Source organism: Pseudoalteromonas sp. GW168-MNA-CIBAN-0100, assembly GCF_040309225.1.
Classification (GTDB): Bacteria; Pseudomonadota; Gammaproteobacteria; order Enterobacterales; family Alteromonadaceae; genus Pseudoalteromonas; species Pseudoalteromonas arctica.
In genome coordinates, this window is record NZ_JBEOOL010000002.1 from 106,873 (window position 1) to 127,149 (window position 20,277).

The following is a 20,277-nucleotide window of genomic DNA, read 5'->3' on the forward strand; positions in this document are numbered from 1 at the left end:
TATGGCCCAGTACTTCGCTTAACAAAGTACAAAATTTAGGGTTGGAGTCATGTATTTTTGTATTTAATTCATAAAGCACTGTAATGCTTAAGTTGGTAATTTAATAAACTGTGCTATCTTTTTATTATCCATATTATAAAAATAAGCGCTAACATGTTGTTCCGAGGTACAATTGCCATAGCCATATTGGTAATTTCTGCTGCTAATAAAAGCGATGCAAATGAAGTAGACGTGCAATTTAGTGGTTTTGCATCCTTAACACTCAGCTATACTGACGATTCAGATATCGGCTTTGCATCAAATTATTTAAACGAAAACGATACCGGTTTTTCAGTAACACGAGATTCAATTTTAGGTGGTCAGGCTAATATATCACTCTCAAAAAACTGGGACTCGGTGGTACAAGTCGTTTTACAAGATCATACCTTTAAAAGTCTTGATAATTTTTTAGAGCTCGCCTTTGTACGTTACCGCCCCTCGCGCCATTGGGCTATCCGTGCTGGCCGGCTAAACAGCGACCTTTACTTACTCTCTGAATATCCTTATGTAGGATACGCCTACTTATGGATACGTCCTCCTCACGAATACTACTCTTTTGCAAACATTGCAGGAAATTACGACGGTGTGGATATTGAATACAGTAAAGCCATTGATGAAGGATTTTTACGCTTAAAGCTCGCATACGGAAGCTCAACAGCAAAGTTACAAGCGTATAACAAAGATTTTTTTATTGATTTTGATAATTTAACCACCTTTAGCGCAACCTATACATTAGATGCATGGACTGTACGTTTCTCTTTATCTAAATCTGATTTTGGTGGCTATAAGTTAACCTCATTAGATGACTTTTTAGCCTTACTAGACGCAGTACCACAAAGTATATGGCCACAAGCACAAACGATATCTAACAAATTTAATACCAAAGGCCACAGTATAGAATACGCGGCGTTTGGACTAACCTACGATCATAATAATTGGCTTATTCAATCTGAAGTAGGTATTTCAGAATCCGATTGGATAATAGCGCCATCAGTACTCAATACTTACATTAGCGCTGGTTATAGGGTAAATAATGCAATATTTTACACGAGTTTTTCTGCAGCAAAAAATCGTCACGATGTTATACAAGTAAACGAACCTGTTTTTTCACCAGGCATACCCGATCAAATTTCAGAGCCAATACAACAACTAGCACTTGCAACACAAGCTGCTATTAAGGTGCCTTATGTTCATCAGCATTCAATTAACATAGGTGTAAAATGGCAACTGTCGGAGCGATTAGCGCTAAAAGCTCAACTAGACCGCTTTGATATAAAGCCCGAAGGTGCGGGTTTATGGAGTCTTAGTAATCCTGCAGATGTCGACAAAGGCCACAAAGTACATATGCTAAGTTTGAACGCTAGTATGGTGTTTTAACAATGATGAGCTATCGTAACTCACTCCTTTATGTGTTGCTGCCGCTTTGCCTGCTTCTTGTTAGTGTTAATGCCAAATCTACAGCGTTTGTAGTGGTGGTAAATAAAAACAATACAATTAACGCTTTATCTAAACGCGAAGTTATTGATATTTATATGGGTCGCTATTTAACGTTTCCTGATGGTGAAACCTCTAAGCCACTCGATTTACCGGCGCAATCAGCATTAAAAAATGATTTTTACCTGCAACTGGTCAATAAAAATGAGCAAAAAATTAATGCTTATTGGGCAAGGTTATTATTTTCAGGGCGCGCAAAGCCCCCAACACCGTCAACATCCGTTGAAGATGCATTAAACAAAATAGCTGCATCACAATTTGCAATTGGCTATATTCCTCAATCGCAAGTTACAGACGCAGTAAAAGTGGTATATACATTTGATAAAAATTAGCCAAGCACTCTACGTACGCGTTGCTCTATCAATCGCAATTGTCGCTATTGTAGTTACGTTAGTATCGTCAACACTTTCTTATTACTCGGGTTTTAAAGAAAAGAAAAACACCAATTACCTACTCGTGCAGCAATTAGCACAAACAATGGGGAAAACAGCCGCCATAGCAGCCTACCTAAACGATCGTGAATTAAGCCAAGAAATTATTAATGGCTTGCTAAGCAATGATTTAGTGCAAGGTGCAAGCTTAGAAGGAGAAGTAAACTCAAAAGGTGAAATGGATTTATTTATTGCAAGTGGCTCTACAAACAAAAAAAAAGAAGCTGTTTTAATTAAATTAGTTCACCCCTTTATAGAAGACACTTTTATAGGTGTACTTGCCATATACCCCGACGATAACTTTATTGAACAACAAGCGCAGTCATCACTTATAAAAGAATTTATTTTAATGCTGATTCAATCAATCGTCATCGCTTTTTTTGTGTCACTGGTTGTACGCAAATGGCTCACTCAGCCTATTCAAAACTTAACAGACAGCTTTGCGACAATTGATCCTACCAATCCCGAAACCATGACAATGCTAGAGTTTAAGCAAGGTAAGCGAGACGAAATAAGCAGGCTAACACAAGGTATAAATGCCTTAATGCATGAGTTAAAGCTAACCATTAGTAATGAGCAATCCCTTCGTAAAAAAACTCAAGAACTAGAAGCTAAATTTAGACTTATTTTTGAACAAGCCAGCGCCGGCATTTGTTTATTAGATGACAAAAATATTATCACCACCTTTAATCCCGCGTTTAAACATTACTTTACCGTACCCGGCGAAGAAGAATTATCAACCTTGCACTTTCCTGCTCTGTTAAATAACGTTGATGAATTACAAAGCCTGCTTGCAGATATTCGTTGTGATAAAAACCCACCACAAGCAACCCTAGATATAGAGTGTAAAGTGGGCTATAAAACCATTTGGTTGCACTGCTTATTTGTAAGATTAACAGAGCAACGTGAAACAAAGCGAAGCGTTCATCAAGAACACTTAGTTGAAGTAATTTTACATGATGTAACTGAGCGCGCCGAACGCGAATTTCAAACCCGCTTTGAAGCCGATCACGACCCACTTACCGATTTACTTAATCGCAGAGCCGGTGAAAAACGCCTTAAAAAAGCGCTGCGCGAGTGCATTAAACACAATCAGCACCTAGTACTAATGATGATTGATTTAGATAAATTTAAACCTATTAACGACACCTACGGCCACGAAGCCGGTGATAAAGTACTTATTGAAATAGCACACCGATTTAAAAAGCACTTTAACCAAGAAACCGACATATGCATCCGCCTAGGAGGTGACGAGTTTATAGTTGCAAGGCAGGTTAATACCTACAACAAAGCAGCAACGCGTGAGCAATCAATCGCTTTGCTAAACGAGTTACAACAAGACATTTATATTTCACAAAATAAAACATGCGCAGTGGGTGCAAGTATTGGTATTGCAGTCGGCCCTAATGATGGTGAAGAGCTACTCGAATTAATGATCAATGGTGACAAAATGCTCTACCACGTAAAAGAAACAGGCCGAGGGCAAATTGCATTTTATGACGAGTTTAAAAAGTAAGATGGTTAATTGAGCTCTTTCAACGCAGTTAGCACTAAAAATGGCTACTAGAGAGTGATTTATAAGCAGAACCCAAGGTTATTTAAGCCCAATTTTTAAAGAACATTGAACAATAAACTTTTCAATTGATAGAATGCCCTACTTTTTCCCATCAAGAGATACAATGGCAAACTTCAATACTCATCTTAATACTGCCGTAATCATCACAGGCTTAGCCTCAGCCACCTTATTATCTGCAGGACATATTGAATTAAAGGGCGCACTCTGGTTATGGTTTTTAGGCTCAATCGGCGGCTTATTACCAGATATAGATTCAGATAACTCAACATCACTCGATACTATTTTTAACTTATTCGCACTCAGCGCTGTATTACTGGTACTGCATTACATAACCACCGAGCTCATTATTGAAATTAGCTTTATCGAGTTAATCGTAGTGCCCTTATTGGTTTACGGATTTATGAAATATATTATTAGACCAATTTTTGAATGGATCACAGTACATAGAGGTAGTTGCCACTCTTTACTATTTATACTGTTATGCGCGCTATTAACAACTCAACTAACATGGAAACTGAATGACCAATCAACTACACAAGCAGCCGTCTTTGCCTGGTTAACGGGTGGGTTTATTTTATTAGGTGGATTAATTCATTTATTGCTGGATGAAATTTACAGTGTAGATTTAAGTAATGTCAGAATTAAACGCTCTTTCGGCACCGCTTTAAAAATAGCTGACTTCGATAATAAGTTAATTACGCTAGCTTCAATTATTGCCATTGCAGGTTTAATCTATGTTGCGCCCCCTACAAAGCAAACTATTACAGCGTTAAGTGACTGGTCTCATTTTACGTTTTTATCTTAACGCCGTAAGTATTAAGCCGTTTAACCACATACTCAAAATTAATGCCCTCTTGATAATTAAGATAGTTAAACGTTGATTTACTAAGAGGGTATGAGGCGCTTCGCTTTTAGAGGGCATAAATGGCTTGAATCAAAACAGTTTTACCGATTTAATTTTGATTTAAAAAGCCAAAGATTGAGCCTATTTGTAATTAATTATTATTTTTATAGGTTTAAGTGAAATAATTAAATAGTTTTACCTGTCTTATACGCTAAGTGTAAGAGCTAATTATATAAAAAGTCCCATCTGGTTGATGCTTTAAACCTGTCGAATCTTTTTAAAGCATTAAATATAAAATTATAAGAGGTAAATAATGGAATTTACGAATAAACGCACCATGCTAATTACGGCATCTTTATTGTTGGTATTGGCGTTAACACAGGCTGTTTTTACTGCCCTTTACAGTGCAGAAATTAGTTTTTCAAGGCAGTATGCATGGGGACTAGAAGCCGTGGTTTTCACTTTACTTGTTGCCTTTGCGGGTTCTGCTATGGTGCAAGCACAAAACTCTCAGTTAGGATGGTCGGCTATAACATTTAGCGCGATTCTTAACATTGTGCAGGTGAGCATTGGCCTTACTTTGTTTTCTACATTTGGAAAAGTAGCGGGTGCCGTAGAAGGCGCACAACCTTTAATTAGTGGCGTGGTTTCTTTGTCATTCATGATTTACTACGCAGCTAAATTATTATTGGGATTAGCAGCTCTTGTTTTTGGCCTGTCTTTTATCGCTAAAGGTGGCAAAGCGATTGGAGGGCTTACTGCCTTAGCAGGCGGAGTTACAATCCTTGCCAATGGTATTTTAATCACCTTTGGCCGTGATGGATTTATGCCATCAGGTGTTGCTGGTGCTTCAGGCATGATTGCAACGTTACTTTTAGCGATATGTTTGATTAGCCTTAACCGTAAAGAAGACTAAGGCTTAATACCTTAAAAGTAATGTGCTCATTTAAATAAAGTATAAACATCGGCGTGTGTTAGAGATGCTAATTCGCCGATGTTTTACGTTTAAAGTGACGCCCACTTTCAACTTTAAGCGTTCGTCTGCCGCATCCGAAGTTAATGCCCTCTCCGTAATCTAAAGGCTAATTCACAAAGAGGATATGAGGCGCTGCGCTTTTAGAGGGGATAATAGCTTAAATCAAAACTTAAATGGGTCGACGCTCCCTTTGGGTGTAAATTATCAATCATTTTTTATAAATAACTTGGTGATATAATTATTGCCGTTATCTTGGATATAATGTATTTCAACATAACCTCCATTAATAATAACCTTATCGTTATATTTCCGATTTGCAAAAAAATATGGCGCAGTTTGATAGTTATTATATTTAAAAGACACTCCTGACACTGAAAAACTCTGTGTTCGACTTGCACCTTCTTTTTCTACTAATTTTTCAATTTCGCCTGTTACAACGCTCTCCTCATGCGATTTTATTTTACCTATATATTGCATTTTCGAATATAAAGAAGCTGTAGAAGCAAGGTTGTAAATAATAAATATAAAAAATAAGACGAAGAAATTAAACTTAAAAAAACGTTTAATATATAAATCGTATAATTTTTTGAGCTTCCCAATAAAGATTAAACTGATAACTATAAAAAGCACATATGGCAAAAATTCAATGCTATTAAAGCTTATTGTTGTCTCGTAGTAGTTTTTCATCATATGCACTTAAAATATCTCAACTTTGGCACAACTAAATACACCACCATGATCGAAAAACCAAATAGCTATCTCAAGACCAATTCACAAAGAGGATAAGAGGCGCTGCGCTTTTAGAGGCTATAAATAGCTTGAATCAAAGCAATTTGACTAATTTAAGTTTTGATGTCTGAAGTCAAGATTTGACCCCTTAGCTTTTCTAAATAATAAGAACACTTGGCTTTTTGAATAAAAAGATCAAGAAAACACAGCTGCCTGCTTGACCGGAACTTTCTAATGGGTGACCCCATTTACCCTATTTGACATTGTGAATGGCATTTACACCCACTCTAATTTTTCAAAGTAATTACAGTGGATGTCATCATAAGTTTAATTACTAAGCGGCTATAGAAAGATGTTTGATTGCATCTGAATAATAGTTGTAGTGTTTATGCTCTTCATCAAAATTATTTTCAAAAGCAAGTAAAAGTGATCCAAACAAGGCATCATTGGAAATACTTACTTTTGAATTAATTTGCTTTATGCTAGCTGAGATGAACTTTGATACAGCAGAAAATAAAAAGTGCCCTCTTATAAAATCACTAAAATCTCTTGGTATTTCACCAATTAAATTTATTATTGTATCGATTTCATTTTGAGAAACTGAAAAGCCAATATTTGCTATAAATTCATTCACTTTAGTCTCACATACATCATGAGATTTTTGTGATTTGAAAAACTTAGAACAATTATCACCAACAACTGAAATACCCAGACCATTTAGCTCATTGTGGACATCATAAATAACCAGATTCTTCATAATCCGAGTAAAATAACTTAGCCATACACCCAGCTCTTGACTTGGTATATTTTTAGCGGAAATTTTACCTACACTTCGAATTACTTTTAATATTGTAGATGGACAAATTAATGAATTTTCAATTGCGTAACCATAAGTTCTTATTATATTGGGGTTGGGTAAACTACCTTTTAAAATTTCAAAATCACTATCACAAGCAATTATGCCTTGTAATTTACCTAACTCTAATTCCTCTATATATTTTGCTAGCTCTTTTGAACCACCAACTTCTTGAACTTCAACTTTGTACTCAGCCAAACTATTAAATACGACTTCCCAGAAAGGAACATCATCTTCTCCTTCCACATAAACCATAACATCTGCATTATAAAACAAATGCACGATATTATTAGCATCTTCAGAGTGGTAAAAATCATCCATTTATAATTCGCTCCATATCGTAAATAGAGTTTCTGTACTTAGATGCAACCTCTGGCGAGTGAGTTGCTGCTATAATTTGTGCATTAGGATTTAATTGCTTTATCGCTGGTATGATTTTTCTTTGCCATGAGATGTGTAAAGATAACTCAGGTTCATCTGTTAAAAATATGAATGGCTTTTTTCTTTGTAATAATGTTTCTATGAATAATATTAGTAGCTGTTTTTCACCCGAAGATAAACCATCATAACTGATCGCATTATGCTCATTATTAATAACTAAATTACCTCCATTAAAATGAAAAATTTTATCGGTGATAAAGTCTTTTATTATTTCCAAAAAAAGCTCTATTGGAGAAAAGATATCCGAAGTAATTCCTTCTGCAATTAAAGACATTTTAATTATTTTTTGAGTCTTCCTTAAAGCTTCAAGTGAAGCAAAGTCTATTTTAAAAGAAGGTTCCCCTTTATTCTCTTTTTTTAATTCTGCAACAGTTTCATCAATTTTCATAACATGAAAGTTGATTTTTTTTCTTACATCTGAATCCATTGCATTCAATTGGCTATATGCAGAAATCAAACTTGATTTTTCTTTATCTTTGTCAAAGTCTAATGCATACCCCTTTGTCTCAATATCTTCTTTAGAATAAAGAATTGATGCTAAAACATCTTTTTGAAGTGATGTAGCTACTTCCCTAGCTTGCTGAGATAAATCAAGTTGGTAATGTGTTAAGCCACGTAGTAATTCTGTAAGACGGTGATCAACTGGTGCGACAGCCCTAGCACCGTGCTTATCTCTTATTTCATAATCTTGACCATTTCGAAGCCTGTAAACAGATAGAGATGATAACGAAACTAGTTCAGATAGTATGCGCCTTAGTTCTTCAGACTCTTCATGAGCTTTTCTTCGATGATGCACAGCAAAGCGCCTATCTTCTGCTGCGATGATCCTGACATTATATTTAGATTGTGATATTTGGTATTCCATTGTTAAGAAAGGAACATTGTCATTCTCAATTTTGCTAGCCCTTATAGTCTTTTGTTTACCATTTTGAGTTAATTTAATTTCAACGTAACTAAAATCGTTATCACTAATGCCATCTACATCTAAAGATAAAACTGAATACAGTATGTTCATAAACGTTGTCTTACCAGTACCGTTTTTACCTATAATGATATTTACATCTTCGTTAAATTGGCAAGTTGCATTAAATCTTTGCCAGAAGTTATCTATTTTTACACTTTGAATTTTATACATACTTAAAGTCTACTCTTTATTATGAAGGTGATGTACTTACGGACGCTTAGCGCTAAACTAAGCGGAAAAGACATTTAGGCTAAACTGCGTGTAGCGCGAGCCAACTATAAGTCTCCGTTTGAACGCCTTTTTATACAAAAACCTTTCCGACTATAAATCGATTGGGTATGTTGAATATTTTTTACCTTCTAGGTACTTAGTAAAAGTATCTAGATAAAGATGAGAAAATATTGTGTCAGTACCTTCTTTATCGAACCGGCTACAATATAAAAATCGGTTTTGTTCTTGCCTAGACCCTTTAACATAGCGAACTTCCATCATTTTAATTTCCAAAACATTATTTTTACCTGTTTGTGCAATCGATATAACTGAGTATCTAGGATCAAAGTTCTGATTTTGTTTTTCACGATAGATATCTACACAAGTTTCAATAATATAGCGACTAAAGTCTGGTGCTTCGATGGATGATGTATCAACATTTTTATATGAAATGTACTGCGTACCTGAATCACAACCAACGAGTCCTATTAACGAACCCGTGATTAAATATTTAGCCAGTTTCACTTTATCTCCGATAATAAATTTTTTGTATAAAGAGTTTCTGTAATTAACTCTAAGCGTTTTTAAAGCATTAGGTAATGCATTTGGAACTCATACAACAGACTGTTTTTATTTAAAAAGAGTAATGCTACAGCCTCAACGCCAGCTTAAGCGAACGAAAATGGTTGGCTAAAATTTTTGAGGAACGAAAATTAGCCAAATGTTGACGTTCCGTTTAAGGCTTGTTAGGTAAATATTCTTATTTTATAAGCCTTTCTGCAGCATATACTGCGGCTGACTTATCTAACCCAAGATAAGCAATGAAACCAAAAGCAATAGTCGTTAATAAGTACACTAATGTATCAAAGCTTTTTTCTGCAGAAACCTGATTCAAAAAGAATAGGAACATGCCTAGACCTAAAACTGAAAATAAAAAATAAACCGAACTACCAATGTTTTTTTCTTTATCAGTTTTAATACCTTCTTTTAACAGAAATTTATTATTAAAAATAATAAGCCCTCTGGCTCTTTTGTAATCAGCAATAGATTGAGTTGGATCGTTACGTTTAAGTAAATGCTCAATTTCTTTTATACCAATAGAAAAACCATATACATGCTGAAACCAGAACTGTACATTTGCACGATTTGCTGGGTTCTGATTTTCTATAGCTAAAATCATTGAGTTTTTAGCTGCTATATCATCAATTAACAATTCTCTCTTTCGATAAATGTACAATGCTAAAGTAATTAAGATCGCACCTGTCACATACGACAAAATATCCACTTGATTTGTAAAAGAAAACACTCCAAATAAAGTTTCAGACTCATACTTAAATTTTCCATCAAAATCAAATAGAGTTGGGCTAGCGACAAGTGATACTCCTGCTATTGCTAACATTTTATCTAGTCGAAATGGAGATGTTAAAATCTTAAATAAACGGTCAATAAAATCAACAGTAATATGGCACAATCTTTTTCTACAACTTTCCATGAATTCCCTAATTTATTTTGACTAAAGTAATGATGACGACGATTTACCTAACAGCTTATCGAACCCAACTTTGGGGGGTTATAACACCCCAAAGAGGCATATATTACGTTGCTCGATAATTACACCAAACAACTCATTTATAAACAGGTAATTACAAAGGCTACTTAGAAGCCTTTGTTATTTAACCCCAAAACGACTTTTAATAATATTATGGGACAAAACTTACATAGCTGTACTTATATACAGCCATTAATTAATTCTATTTTTATTCACCCAAACCTTTAACTAAACGATTTATAAAATTACCACTCATTTTTAAACCGTGAATCACTCTCGCAAGGTTTCCCGTCGCCATCACCATCCATTTTTGTATTTGGGCAATTATTAATAAAAAATACAGCCTCTTCTCGTGAGCGCATTTCAGTACAATATTGCCTGCCATCACACGTAAAATTTTGCGTGCTTTTTGGAATAACGATTTTTGGAATAACTACTTTCGGATATTTTTCATCAAAGGTGGCTAAATCGGCGTTGGTAATAACGGGAGTATGGTTATTAAATTGCTCGTTAGTTTTATAATGGTTGTATTTATTTACTGCGATAAAGCCAAGCACGGCGATAATGCTAATTGAGGCAACTTTGCCCAAAAAGCTACTAGCAAAATTAGATTTGGCAATGCGATGCGGCTGTTGATTGTGTTTTTGGTAAGGTGCTTTAAGCTCTGCAACGCCTTCTATGCGGCAGTTAATTGCTTTGGTTTTACCGTCGGGCTGCGTTGCAACTTCAAAGTAAATGGTGTCGCCAACTTTTGGCTTGCGGCTCATGTGTTTGAGCGCTGATATGTGTATAAACGTGTCGTGTTCTAGGGTGTCTGATTTAATAAAACCAAAACCTTTGTCGGTTTTCCACGACTTTAACAATCCTTTGTTCATGTATCCACCTGCTCTGCTTAAGCTGCGTTTTACGCAAATTCCATTTAGTTAACACTTGTTATTATACGTTCCTAAATTAAAACCATGCAACTAAATATTCATATTGCGTTAATTTTACGCTTTACCTACTAAACCAATTATTAAACTTAACCATTAAATTTAGCTACAAATAAGCGTGCTAAAAACAACTAAACCCCAACTTATTTTATTTATAATTTGCGGCCAAATGTCCTTTAATTTACATCAACCATTACGCACTCTCCCACCAGCTTAACAGCTTGTTTACACAAGGTTTTGTCATTAGTTATTTCTATCTGAATTAGCCGTTTTTAGTACGATTTTTCATTCGTTATTTACTTAATTTATCTATACAATCCACACCTTATTTTTACGCACGTATTTTAAGTGATTATCTCATGCTATTAACGATTGTTTATATTATTGGTATTACAGCAGAAGCCATGACAGGCGCACTTAGCGCAGGACGAATGAAAATGGATTGGTTTGGCGTAGTGCTAGTAGCCAGCGCCACGGCAATTGGCGGTGGTAGCGTACGAGATATATTACTAGGCAATTACCCGCTTACGTGGGTACAACACCCAGAGTATTTATTAATTACCTGTATTGCCGGTATTGTCACTACGTGGCTGGCTAAATGGGTGGTTAAATTTAAAGGTATATTTATGCGCCTAGACGCCCTGGGTTTAGCTGCCTTTAGTATTATTGGCTGCCAAGTGGGGCTAAATATGGGATTGCATTACGGTATTTGTGTAGTGGCAGCCGTTGTAACAGGTGTTTTTGGTGGCTTACTGCGTGATTTAATATGTCGCCAAGCACCGTTGGTATTACATAACGAGCTATACGCGAGTGTATCGTTACTTGTAGCGTGCTTGTACTTAGCACTACACCATTACAATATAGACGACAACATCAGTATTATTGTGAGCTTGGTTGCAGGTTACTTAATACGTATGGCATCAATACGCTTTAAATGGCGCTTACCTACCTTTAGTTTATTAGAGCAGCACGCTAAATAAAAATAAATTTTAATACAAAATAAGGCAGGTAATATACCTGCCTTAGTTAATATAACTATTAGCGTATTAATTTAATGCCCGCTTACATCGCTTAACGCGGTTTTTAACCCGCTGTTATTTTGCTTAAGTACACTAAAACTGCCATCGGTTTCTAGCACTACGGCGGCTACATCTTCTATTGCTAATATTCCCGCACCACGAATAGCGGCGCGAATTTCTGACTTTGTTACCCGCTGCGATTTAAGTGCAGCCGTGCAGTATTCACCATCACTCAGTAAAAGCGTGGGTTCTGCTTTTATAAGCGCTGCAAATTTTGACGAGCGCACACTAAGCCACGTAATAACATATTGCAGCCCTACTAATACGACAAAGGCAAGTATGCCCTCAGCTAACGGGACACTTTTTGAAATAATCACCGAGGCTAAAATAGAGCCCAGCGCAATGGTGACTATAAAGTCAAACACGTTCCACTTTGAAAGCGTACGTTTACCCGATACGCGCAGCCAAAACACCAGTGCAATATAACCCAGTACGCCTATTGTAAGTACACGTAATAACCCCTGAATATCATCGTAAAACATAGTGGCTCCTTTTTTGTAAGTGCTCGTTATTTACTTACACTTTTTAATCTAATTAATCGCTTAATACCTAAAAACGTACCAAGTGGAATAAATAAAATCCACAGGTAGGCATAAAATTTTGAAATATTTATAAACATGGCTGAGCTGTTTATGTTTTTATTTAACCTACTATTTAGCACGTACGTATTTATAAAAAGCCCAATTAAAGCAGGGATAATTTGTATAAGTGATACAACAATGGCTGATGAAATATGCCCCGCGACTAACTTAGGATCGCCACCAGAAAATACTGTATACGCATTATAAAACCCACTAAAAAAACTCGTGAGTGCGAGTAATAAAAAAGCCTGTAATATTAGACTTAGTAAAGGTAAAAGTGTTTTCAAAAAAACGTCCTAGTTTGTGTTAATAATATGCACAAGAGATGTTTAACAGCCCATTAGTTTTAATTATACGCTTTGCAAATACTGTGCTAGTAATTTAAAGGCAATTATAACGCGTTGAATTACCTAGAATGGTTTTAATTTAAGTGGCGGTTGATTATGATGGAACACGTAATACTTACACCCTTTTTATAATTTTCAGTAAGGATCACCATGTCTAACTATAACGAATCTCCAGAACAAGTTGAACAGGCCACTCAGGGCTTTGTTATGCAACAAACTATGTTACGTATTAAAGATCCAAAGCCGTCGCTTGAATTTTACCAAAATGTATTAGGTATGAAGCTGTTAGGTAAGTATGATTTTCCTGGTATGGAGTTTACGCTTTACTTTTTAGGCTACGAGCAAGAATTGCCACAAGGTGATGATAAAACTAAAGCTGAATGGGTGTTTCGTCGCCCTGCGCTAATTGAGCTTACCCATAACTGGGGCACTGAAAGCGACGACAGCTTTGAGGGCTACCACAGTGGTAACCAAGAACCAAAAGGCTTTGGCCATATTGGTATTAGTGTACCGGATGTTTACGCGGCCAGTGAGCGCTTTGCAAAATACGATGTAGAGTTTGTAAAAAAACCAGATGATGGCTCAATGAAAGGCTTAGCATTTATTAAAGACCCTGACGGCTACTGGATTGAAATACTATCTGCCGAAGGTATTACTGAAATTATTCTTTCTCAGTGATAATAAGCTGCTGTAAAAAGAGCTTAGTTGTAATCTCCACCAGCAATTAATTACCAATTTAGAACCACTGGTTTTGTTACCTTGCTTTTAAGTGAGGTAACCCATTTAAAACGTTTTAGGTAATTAGTTACCCGCCCCGCTGTATTTTAAGCATAAAAGGAGATTTAAATGCTCATTGGCATCATAGAAGATCATCAATTAGTAAGAGACAGCTTTAAAAAGCTTTTAGAGTTACAGATTGGAAAGTAATTATTGAAGCCTGCAGCGTAACAGAAGCCAAGCTGGCTGTAGAGCTTGAACAACCTGATATATTTATTGTTGATATATCGCTTAATGGCACTGAAACCGGCCTTTCTTTTTTATCGTACCTTGAAGAGTTTTTCCCGCATATTAAAAGTATTGTTGCCTCCATGCACGACCACGAACCTTATGTAAGCAATGCTTTGCGATTAGGCGCTTTGGGTTATGTGTCTAAGCGTTCTGCCTCTGATGAACTAATAGATGCAGTTAAAGCGGTCGCTTTAGGTAAAAGGTACATTAGTGAAGACGTAAATTTTTCGATGAGTAGCGAAAATTTAGCATTAACGGTGCTTACTAACAGAGAGCTTGAAGCCCTTCCGTTATTTTCTAAGGGATTAAACGCTAAACAAGTGGCGCAAATACTCGAAATAATGCCTAAAACAGCACATGTACACAAAGCAAACATATACAGCAAACTTAATGTTACGACCTCGTTTGAACTGCTAAAAATTGCAATTGATGCGGGAGTAATACAGTTAGATGAACTTACCTAACGCTTCTTCTTTATCTAATGTTAGTTTTACTACCGCATACAAAGAGGTAGTTAAACAGTTATTGGTGGGGCTAATTTACTTTATTGCTTCACTCGCCGCTTTTTGGGTTAGCCAAAACCTTGAAACCGTACCCGAGAGCAGCGCGATATTTATTCCCGCAGGCGTAAAAATTGCGTTTTACTTACTCACTCCAACACGCTATTGGCTCACCTTATGGGTTGTATCGCGCGCTTTAGCTGCGCAGCTTGGTTTAACATACAGTGGGGTTTGGGAGTTTGATTTATTTCATGGCTTTTGGCAGGAACTTTGCTTTATAGCGCTTGTTTATATGTTTAAAAATAGCCGTTGGCCGCCAAGCATTAACGACAGCCTAGGTATACTTTCGTTAATACTGCTTTGTGTTGCGAGTACATCTATAAAGTGGTTTTTGTTTGCCAGTGCGTTTGAATTTACAAATGTATTGGTTGCAAAAGAGCTACTGCAGTATCAGTTAAACATGTGCTTGGGCGATATTACTGGCTCGCTGTTAATTGCCCCTTTTATTATGTTAATTTACGATTCTAAATACAGCTTTAACACAGTCAGGCTCACTAAGTTATTTGGCCTACTAGCCACTTTAGTGTGTTTTATATTAATTGTATTTTTTGTCTATGCGGTTCGCCCAGATACCTACCCGCTATTACGGCTTGCATCGTTATTACCTATAATTTGGTTTTCGTATAAGTATGGCTCGTTAGGGGCTGTAAGCAGTGCAGCGCTTATTAACGCGTTAATAATTGTTGAAGCAAGCATTACGCACGAGCCTAGCAATACCTACATTAGCCAGTTATTTATTTTAGCAAACGCAATTACCAGTATGGTTTTAGGCGCTGCAATTACTGAGCTTAAACGTAAAAACAACGAGTTAAAGCAAACCAATAAAGAGCTTAAAGAGCAGCTAACTCAAAACACGGCGCTGGCTGCCAAAATGGTGTCGGTGCAAGAAAACGAGCGAAAGCACCTTTCGCAAGAGTTGCATGACGAATTAGGACAAAACCTAACAGCATTAAAAACAGATTTAGCTATTTTGTCGCACCTTAGTAACGAAGATACCCAATCGTTTGTGACTACATTAAAAAACAATGCTAATTCGATGTATGACTCTGTTTATCAATTAATGCATTATCTTCGCCCGCGTGAGCTAGATGAACTCGGTTTAGAAAAGGCAATAACACAAGGGCGACTAAAAAGCTTACTGCACAAGGCAAATATCAAGTATCAGCCACAATTTAAGTTAGATAATAGCCTTTCAAAAGATCACGAAATAGCTATTTACCGAATTTGCCAAGAAGCAGTAACCAATTGTATGAAGCACAGCAATGCCAGCAAACTGATTATAAATATAATAAACAGCGACGAATTTATTGAGTTAACAATTAGCGATAACGGGACTTTAGTAACCCCAACAGATAACTCAGGTCACTACGGTTTAGCGTTTATAGAGGAGCGCACTACGGCATTAGGCGGCACTTTTAAGGTGTTTAAACAAAATGGCTTTACCATTAAAGTAAAGCTGCCTTTGAGTTTTGATGGCGCAATTAATTAGCAAACATGAACTTGTTTGGTATAAAATTTTTGCCTTAATTGGCCTTCGTCAAGGTGGTCGGGATTAACTTGGATCTCGGCTTGATTACCTAATAGCTGTAATAGCATGCCTTTTGATATTAGATAGTTGCCTAAACTTGATTTTACAATGACTTCTTTGCCTATGGCTTCTTGTAAGCGTGGCGTAGGTAGGCTCGGATGGCTAATTGGTTTTAAGCCCTCAGCTGAGGTAAATAAGTTTATGCAATGCTCTTTAGCGGCAACAATACTTTCGTTTTTACTTTTAATTACATCAACATTATTTAAAAAATGAATTAGTGCTTGGTTAGCCCGATCAAACTCTGCTGATACGTCATCTATATTGCGGGCGGTTGCCCATTTGCGCACAACTATATATTCGTTTTTTTTAACACGAATTAAGCTTATTGAGGCTCCGGTCATTCTGCTATTCCACTCAATGCGGTAGCAATCAGTTCCTAAGCTGTGAAGCAACACGCTCATGCTTCCAAAATCCTTTGTACTTTCATCAATCAAGCTCATTTTCGATCCCTCACTTGCAAGTTACAAGGAGTGTATAAACGATTACTTAAGTAATAAATCATCCATATTCTTAACCGCTCTAGGAAAATGGCTTATATAAATTTTGGATTTAGTGGCTTTTAAGTTAATAACTAATATTACATACAAAAAAGCGAGTGGTTTGGCTAACTGCTGATAATTAATTTGTAAGTGATTTATAGCTTATTTATAAGCCCAGGCATCGGTTATTGTTACTTGGCAATTGTTATAACTGGCCGCTTGTTTTTGCGCAATACCTTTACCCTAAAGTTTGTTGAGTCATTAGGAAGTATAATTAGGTCTTCGTCGGTTATTGATAGCGTATCGACTAGCGTGTTTTGATCTGTTAAAAAATCGACCTTAAACTTTATATTTTTAAAGGTGAAGTCCGACTCGTTTTTTACCTGCCCTATGCATGCAACATACAATGCATCGTTTTCATTTTTAGTATGAATTTGGCTAACATTAGCGATTAAGTTTTTTTGTGCTTGATCTTCAAGCCCTGCTACATAAATATTTTGATAAAAAATAAACCCAAAAATACCAACAATACTAAGTACTAATGCACCAATAATAATGGGATTGTTTTCTAAGTTAGAGTATTTGGCTTGAAGTGAGGTGCATTGTGGGCATTTTTTAGCCCGTGAATCTATGGCGCTAAAGCACATAATACATTCTTTAGTGTGTTGCACCTTTTCCACTACAATAAGCATCCTTGTTAAGTATTAAATGTTAAGTATTAAAACCAGCAACATTGCTGACTTTAAGGTATTTTAGTTTACTCATGCTAAAGAACCCCGTAAACACATATAGCTTAAAAAAGTAACGATTTTATAATGCAACACAATGCACTGTATATAAACACAGTAAGCGCGGTTTTAGCATTTTAACGTAAATATAAAAAAGCCAGCGGTTAAGCTGGCTTAGAATATTTACTAACTTACATAGTTACTTGCGTAGTGCGTCGATTCGCGCATCAAGCGGTGGGTGCGATGAAAACAATTCAGCCATGCCTTTGCCACTTGCAATACCAAAGGCCATCATTGAGCCTTCTAATTGCGAAGGATGGTTTTGCTTTAATCGCTCAAGGGCTGATCGCATTTTGTCTGCACCAACTAGTTTAGCAGCGCCACTATCGGCTGCAAACTCACGTTTACGGCTGTAACTTGCCACTACTATGCTTGCTAGTACACCAAATAATACTTGGAATAACATATCGAATAAGAAGTATGTCCAGCTACTGCCACCCTCTTCTTCATCGCTATTAATAAAGTTATCTACTATGCCAGCCAGTACTTTTGCGGCAAATATTACAAAGGTGTTTACCACGCCTTGTATTAGCGTAAGCGTTACCATGTCGCCGTTAGCAATATGCGATACTTCGTGGGCAAGTACGGCTTCGGCTTGATCTTTGGTCATGTTGTGCATTAAGCCTGTGCTTACTGCCACTAATGAGTTGTTTTTACTTGGGCCCGTTGCAAAAGCGTTCATTTCTGGGCTGTCGTAAATAGCCACTTCTGGCATTTTAATACCTGCTTTTTGTGCTTGCGCAGATACCGTTTGTACAAGCCAATGTTCGGTTTCGTTTCGAGGCTGCGTAATTACATGCGCGCCTGTTGATTTTTTAGCGATCCATTTCGACATAAATAACGAAATAAACGATCCACCAAAACCAAATACGGTGGCTATAAGTAAAATTCCGCTAAGGCTACGATGGCCTAAGCCCAGCACGCTCATTATTATTGAAAGCACTACACCTAATACCAACATAACCGCTAGGTTAGTTAATAAAAACAAAAATACACGTTTCATATTGTCCTCACAAAAATAGGTTTGATCACCGAACATAAAATTAAATTAGGTTAAAGCAATCACTGCGCCATGACACACTATGTCATAACGTTAGCGCTATTTTGTGACAAACTATGTCATAACACAAGTGTTATTTATGTGTTTATTGATAATTTTTTTAAGAAGAGTTTTACAGCAATTTTAAAACTGAAGTTTCTTTATAAATCAGCTTATTACAAGCTGTTATTTAGCTCTGCCATATCAATTGGAAATCCACGCTCGTGTGCCAATATGCGTGCAACTTCGCCAATTTTTTCGCCGCTATTATGTTTAAGGTACGACCATTGGTGGGTACTGCGGTGATGATTTACAGCAGGATCGCTGCTTATTATTCCCAACTTTAGAAACTCACCCACTATCTGATCTGCCGCTATTAACGTTGACGATGCTTTAACATTTTCGGCCCGTGCATAATTAATATGCGAATATAAGCTTACATCGGCTACGCGCAAAGTGTCGTCATCACCTGGGATTTGTTGCCCGCCAAACAAGGCATTATTTTGTGTATTAGCAGTTTTAAACGCAGGTACAAACTCGGCTACATAATCAATTGCTGTTTGGGTGCGTGTTTGCAATGCTGCTTCATCCCAGCCATCTTTAATATAATGCAGGTATTTATTGGGAAGTTTAGGTTGTGCGCTCATTGGCGTTGCATCAGCTAACCCATCATTAAACAATGTAATGTTGTTAGTCATTCCATGTATTTGAAAGTAACCATTAGGGTAAGGCGTCAGCTGCGCCATACCTTCTGGCGTACCACGGTTACCATAAATAATTATTTCGGGTATTTGCCCACCAGCACCTTGCCAATGAGTAATGTAAGAGGCTTTAAATTCGACCATGCGTTTTACATCTACCCCAACCAGGTCGTCAATAATACCGGTTTGAAAACCACACGCATTAATAAGGTAATCTACCTCAATCGTTTGTGTATCGACTTGTGTATCGGTTTGAGTATCAGGTTGTTCATCAAGGCTTGGCTCTGATTGGTATTCAATGCGCCACTTAAGTGTTTGCTTATCATTATTGGTATTTATAACTTCTGATACATTTTTAACACTGGTGCTTGTTAAAACATGAGCGTGTTTGTACTGTGCAAGGGCGAGCTGTGCACTGGCCGATAAGCGAAATATATTCCAACCATATTCTTGTGCAACAATTAGTGGAAACTTTAGCTTATCTAAATCTAAATGCTTAGCCACGGGTATCATCCACTCATCTAATGACGTGGGCTTGGCTACTTGTTTTTGCTTAGCAAGCTTTAGCATTTGCTCATAACTATATAACTGATAATAATGCTCTGGCTCGCCTAACACTTTATTAGCGCTGTCTTGCTCTACAAGCTCGCTGTAGGCTTGTGTTAATTTATTTAAACGCGAAAATAAGTCCTCCGGTGAGTCGTCATCACGTTTAGGCACTGCAAATACTGTGGGGCGAACATCTATGGTGTGAGGATAAAGGCGAGCAATATCTATACATTGCTTAAGTAAATCTATGCAGTCTTCGTCGGGTATTTCACGGTATAAGTTGCCACCTGCATGCAAATGGCACATTGGAGGGCCATCAATTAACGACTTTTTCTTTTCAAGTACATAAGTTTCTAACCCTAACGCAGCAAGTCTAATGGCTATTGTGGCGCCAGCTGTGCCCCCACCTATTATGCCTACGCGTTTTTTAGGTAAGCCATAGTTTAGTGCTTTTGGCTCAGCGCTTACGTGCGCATCTGGGGCGTAGTTTTCAATAAATGGGTGCGTCATATAGTCG

The 20,277-nt window shown here is 36.9% G+C and carries 21 protein-coding genes; 9 read left to right on the plus strand and 12 right to left on the minus strand.

Translation table 11 applies throughout. The features are described 5' to 3' along the window. Positions 1–153 precede the first annotated feature (153 nt). From AAEY62_RS01630 to AAEY62_RS01650, 5 genes are all read left to right on the plus strand, one after another. Positions 154–1,416 carry a hypothetical protein gene (locus AAEY62_RS01630; RefSeq protein ID WP_350634487.1) on the plus strand — a complete coding sequence of 421 codons (1,263 nt, stop codon included), beginning with the start codon at positions 154–156 and terminating at the stop codon, positions 1,414–1,416. A gap of 2 nt (positions 1,417–1,418) precedes the next feature. After that, positions 1,419–1,865 carry a hypothetical protein gene (locus AAEY62_RS01635; protein WP_350634488.1) on the plus strand — a complete coding sequence of 149 codons (447 nt, stop codon included), beginning with the start codon at positions 1,419–1,421 and terminating at the stop codon, positions 1,863–1,865. After that, on the plus strand, positions 1,852–3,480 hold the full coding sequence (locus AAEY62_RS01640) for a sensor domain-containing diguanylate cyclase (protein WP_350634489.1): 1,629 nt from the start codon (positions 1,852–1,854) through the stop codon (positions 3,478–3,480). Before AAEY62_RS01635 ends, AAEY62_RS01640 begins: the two co-directional genes overlap by 14 nt. A gap of 163 nt (positions 3,481–3,643) precedes the next feature. Further along, positions 3,644–4,345 carry a metal-dependent hydrolase gene (locus AAEY62_RS01645; RefSeq protein WP_350634490.1) on the plus strand — a complete coding sequence of 234 codons (702 nt, stop codon included), beginning with the start codon at positions 3,644–3,646 and terminating at the stop codon, positions 4,343–4,345. A 352-nt stretch (positions 4,346–4,697) separates the two neighbouring features. Then, a complete protein-coding gene (locus AAEY62_RS01650; protein ID WP_350634491.1) occupies positions 4,698–5,300 on the plus strand; it encodes a thiamine biosynthesis protein ThiC in 603 nt (200 codons plus the stop codon). Between the two features lie 264 nt (positions 5,301–5,564). On the opposite strand, the gene AAEY62_RS01655 is transcribed toward AAEY62_RS01650, so the two are convergent. The 6 genes from AAEY62_RS01655 to AAEY62_RS01680 all read right to left on the minus strand — a co-directional run bounded on the left by AAEY62_RS01655 (position 5,565) and on the right by AAEY62_RS01680 (position 10,984). Beyond that, on the minus strand, positions 5,565–6,050 hold the full coding sequence (locus tag AAEY62_RS01655; RefSeq protein WP_350634492.1) for a hypothetical protein: 486 nt from the start codon (positions 6,048–6,050) through the stop codon (positions 5,565–5,567). Between the two features lie 373 nt (positions 6,051–6,423). Beyond that, on the minus strand, positions 6,424–7,266 hold the full coding sequence (locus tag AAEY62_RS01660) for a DUF4435 domain-containing protein (RefSeq protein ID WP_350634493.1): 843 nt from the start codon (positions 7,264–7,266) through the stop codon (positions 6,424–6,426). Next, a complete protein-coding gene (locus tag AAEY62_RS01665; protein ID WP_350634494.1) occupies positions 7,259–8,521 on the minus strand; it encodes an AAA family ATPase in 1,263 nt (420 codons plus the stop codon). Before AAEY62_RS01665 ends, AAEY62_RS01660 begins: the two co-directional genes overlap by 8 nt. 150 nt (positions 8,522–8,671) lie before the next feature. Next, entirely contained in the window at positions 8,672–9,085 is a 414-nt protein-coding gene (locus tag AAEY62_RS01670; protein ID WP_350634495.1) for a hypothetical protein, read from the minus strand. 235 nt (positions 9,086–9,320) lie between these two features. Beyond that, positions 9,321–10,052 (minus strand): hypothetical protein, encoded by a 732-nt coding sequence (locus tag AAEY62_RS01675; protein WP_350634496.1) that lies wholly within the window; start codon positions 10,050–10,052, stop codon positions 9,321–9,323. Positions 10,053–10,354: 302 nt separating this feature from the next. After that, complete coding sequence (locus tag AAEY62_RS01680) at positions 10,355–10,984, minus strand: excalibur calcium-binding domain-containing protein (RefSeq protein WP_350634497.1); 630 nt, start codon at positions 10,982–10,984, stop codon at positions 10,355–10,357. A gap of 416 nt (positions 10,985–11,400) precedes the next feature. Between AAEY62_RS01680 and AAEY62_RS01685 the strand changes: the two genes are divergently transcribed. After that, a complete protein-coding gene (locus tag AAEY62_RS01685) occupies positions 11,401–12,021 on the plus strand; it encodes a trimeric intracellular cation channel family protein (RefSeq protein ID WP_002961255.1) in 621 nt (206 codons plus the stop codon). Positions 12,022–12,092: 71 nt separating this feature from the next. Here the strand turns inward: AAEY62_RS01685 and AAEY62_RS01690 are convergent, their stop codons facing one another. After that, complete coding sequence (locus AAEY62_RS01690; protein WP_350634498.1) at positions 12,093–12,602, minus strand: DUF421 domain-containing protein; 510 nt, start codon at positions 12,600–12,602, stop codon at positions 12,093–12,095. A gap of 26 nt (positions 12,603–12,628) precedes the next feature. After that, on the minus strand, positions 12,629–12,988 hold the full coding sequence (locus tag AAEY62_RS01695) for a hypothetical protein (RefSeq protein WP_350634499.1): 360 nt from the start codon (positions 12,986–12,988) through the stop codon (positions 12,629–12,631). 210 nt (positions 12,989–13,198) lie between these two features. Between AAEY62_RS01695 and gloA the strand changes: the two genes are divergently transcribed. From gloA to AAEY62_RS01710, 3 genes are all read left to right on the plus strand, one after another. Continuing rightward, positions 13,199–13,726 carry a lactoylglutathione lyase gene (gloA, locus tag AAEY62_RS01700; RefSeq protein WP_350634500.1) on the plus strand — a complete coding sequence of 176 codons (528 nt, stop codon included), beginning with the start codon at positions 13,199–13,201 and terminating at the stop codon, positions 13,724–13,726. A 281-nt stretch (positions 13,727–14,007) separates the two neighbouring features. Next, a complete protein-coding gene (locus AAEY62_RS01705) occupies positions 14,008–14,520 on the plus strand; it encodes a LuxR C-terminal-related transcriptional regulator (protein WP_350634525.1) in 513 nt (170 codons plus the stop codon). Then, positions 14,507–16,105: an MASE1 domain-containing protein gene (locus AAEY62_RS01710; protein WP_350634501.1), complete on the plus strand. Its 1,599-nt coding sequence runs from the start codon at positions 14,507–14,509 to the stop codon at positions 16,103–16,105. Before AAEY62_RS01705 ends, AAEY62_RS01710 begins: the two co-directional genes overlap by 14 nt. Here the strand turns inward: AAEY62_RS01710 and AAEY62_RS01715 are convergent. The 4 genes from AAEY62_RS01715 to AAEY62_RS01730 all read right to left on the minus strand — a co-directional run bounded on the left by AAEY62_RS01715 (position 16,102) and on the right by AAEY62_RS01730 (position 20,270). Next, positions 16,102–16,644: a hypothetical protein gene (locus AAEY62_RS01715; RefSeq protein ID WP_024593597.1), complete on the minus strand. Its 543-nt coding sequence runs from the start codon at positions 16,642–16,644 to the stop codon at positions 16,102–16,104. The two genes, AAEY62_RS01710 and AAEY62_RS01715, sit on opposite strands and share 4 nt — an antisense overlap. A 230-nt stretch (positions 16,645–16,874) precedes the next feature. After that, positions 16,875–17,363, minus strand: coding sequence for a hypothetical protein (locus tag AAEY62_RS01720; protein ID WP_350634502.1), 489 nt, complete (start codon positions 17,361–17,363; stop codon positions 16,875–16,877). 247 nt (positions 17,364–17,610) lie between these two features. Further along, positions 17,611–18,474 (minus strand): protease HtpX, encoded by an 864-nt coding sequence (gene htpX, locus AAEY62_RS01725; protein WP_350634503.1) that lies wholly within the window; start codon positions 18,472–18,474, stop codon positions 17,611–17,613. 212 nt (positions 18,475–18,686) lie between these two features. Further along, positions 18,687–20,270, minus strand: a complete 1,584-nt coding sequence (locus tag AAEY62_RS01730) for an FAD-dependent oxidoreductase (protein ID WP_350634504.1) — start codon at positions 20,268–20,270, stop codon at positions 18,687–18,689. Between the last annotated feature and the right edge of the window lie 7 nt (positions 20,271–20,277).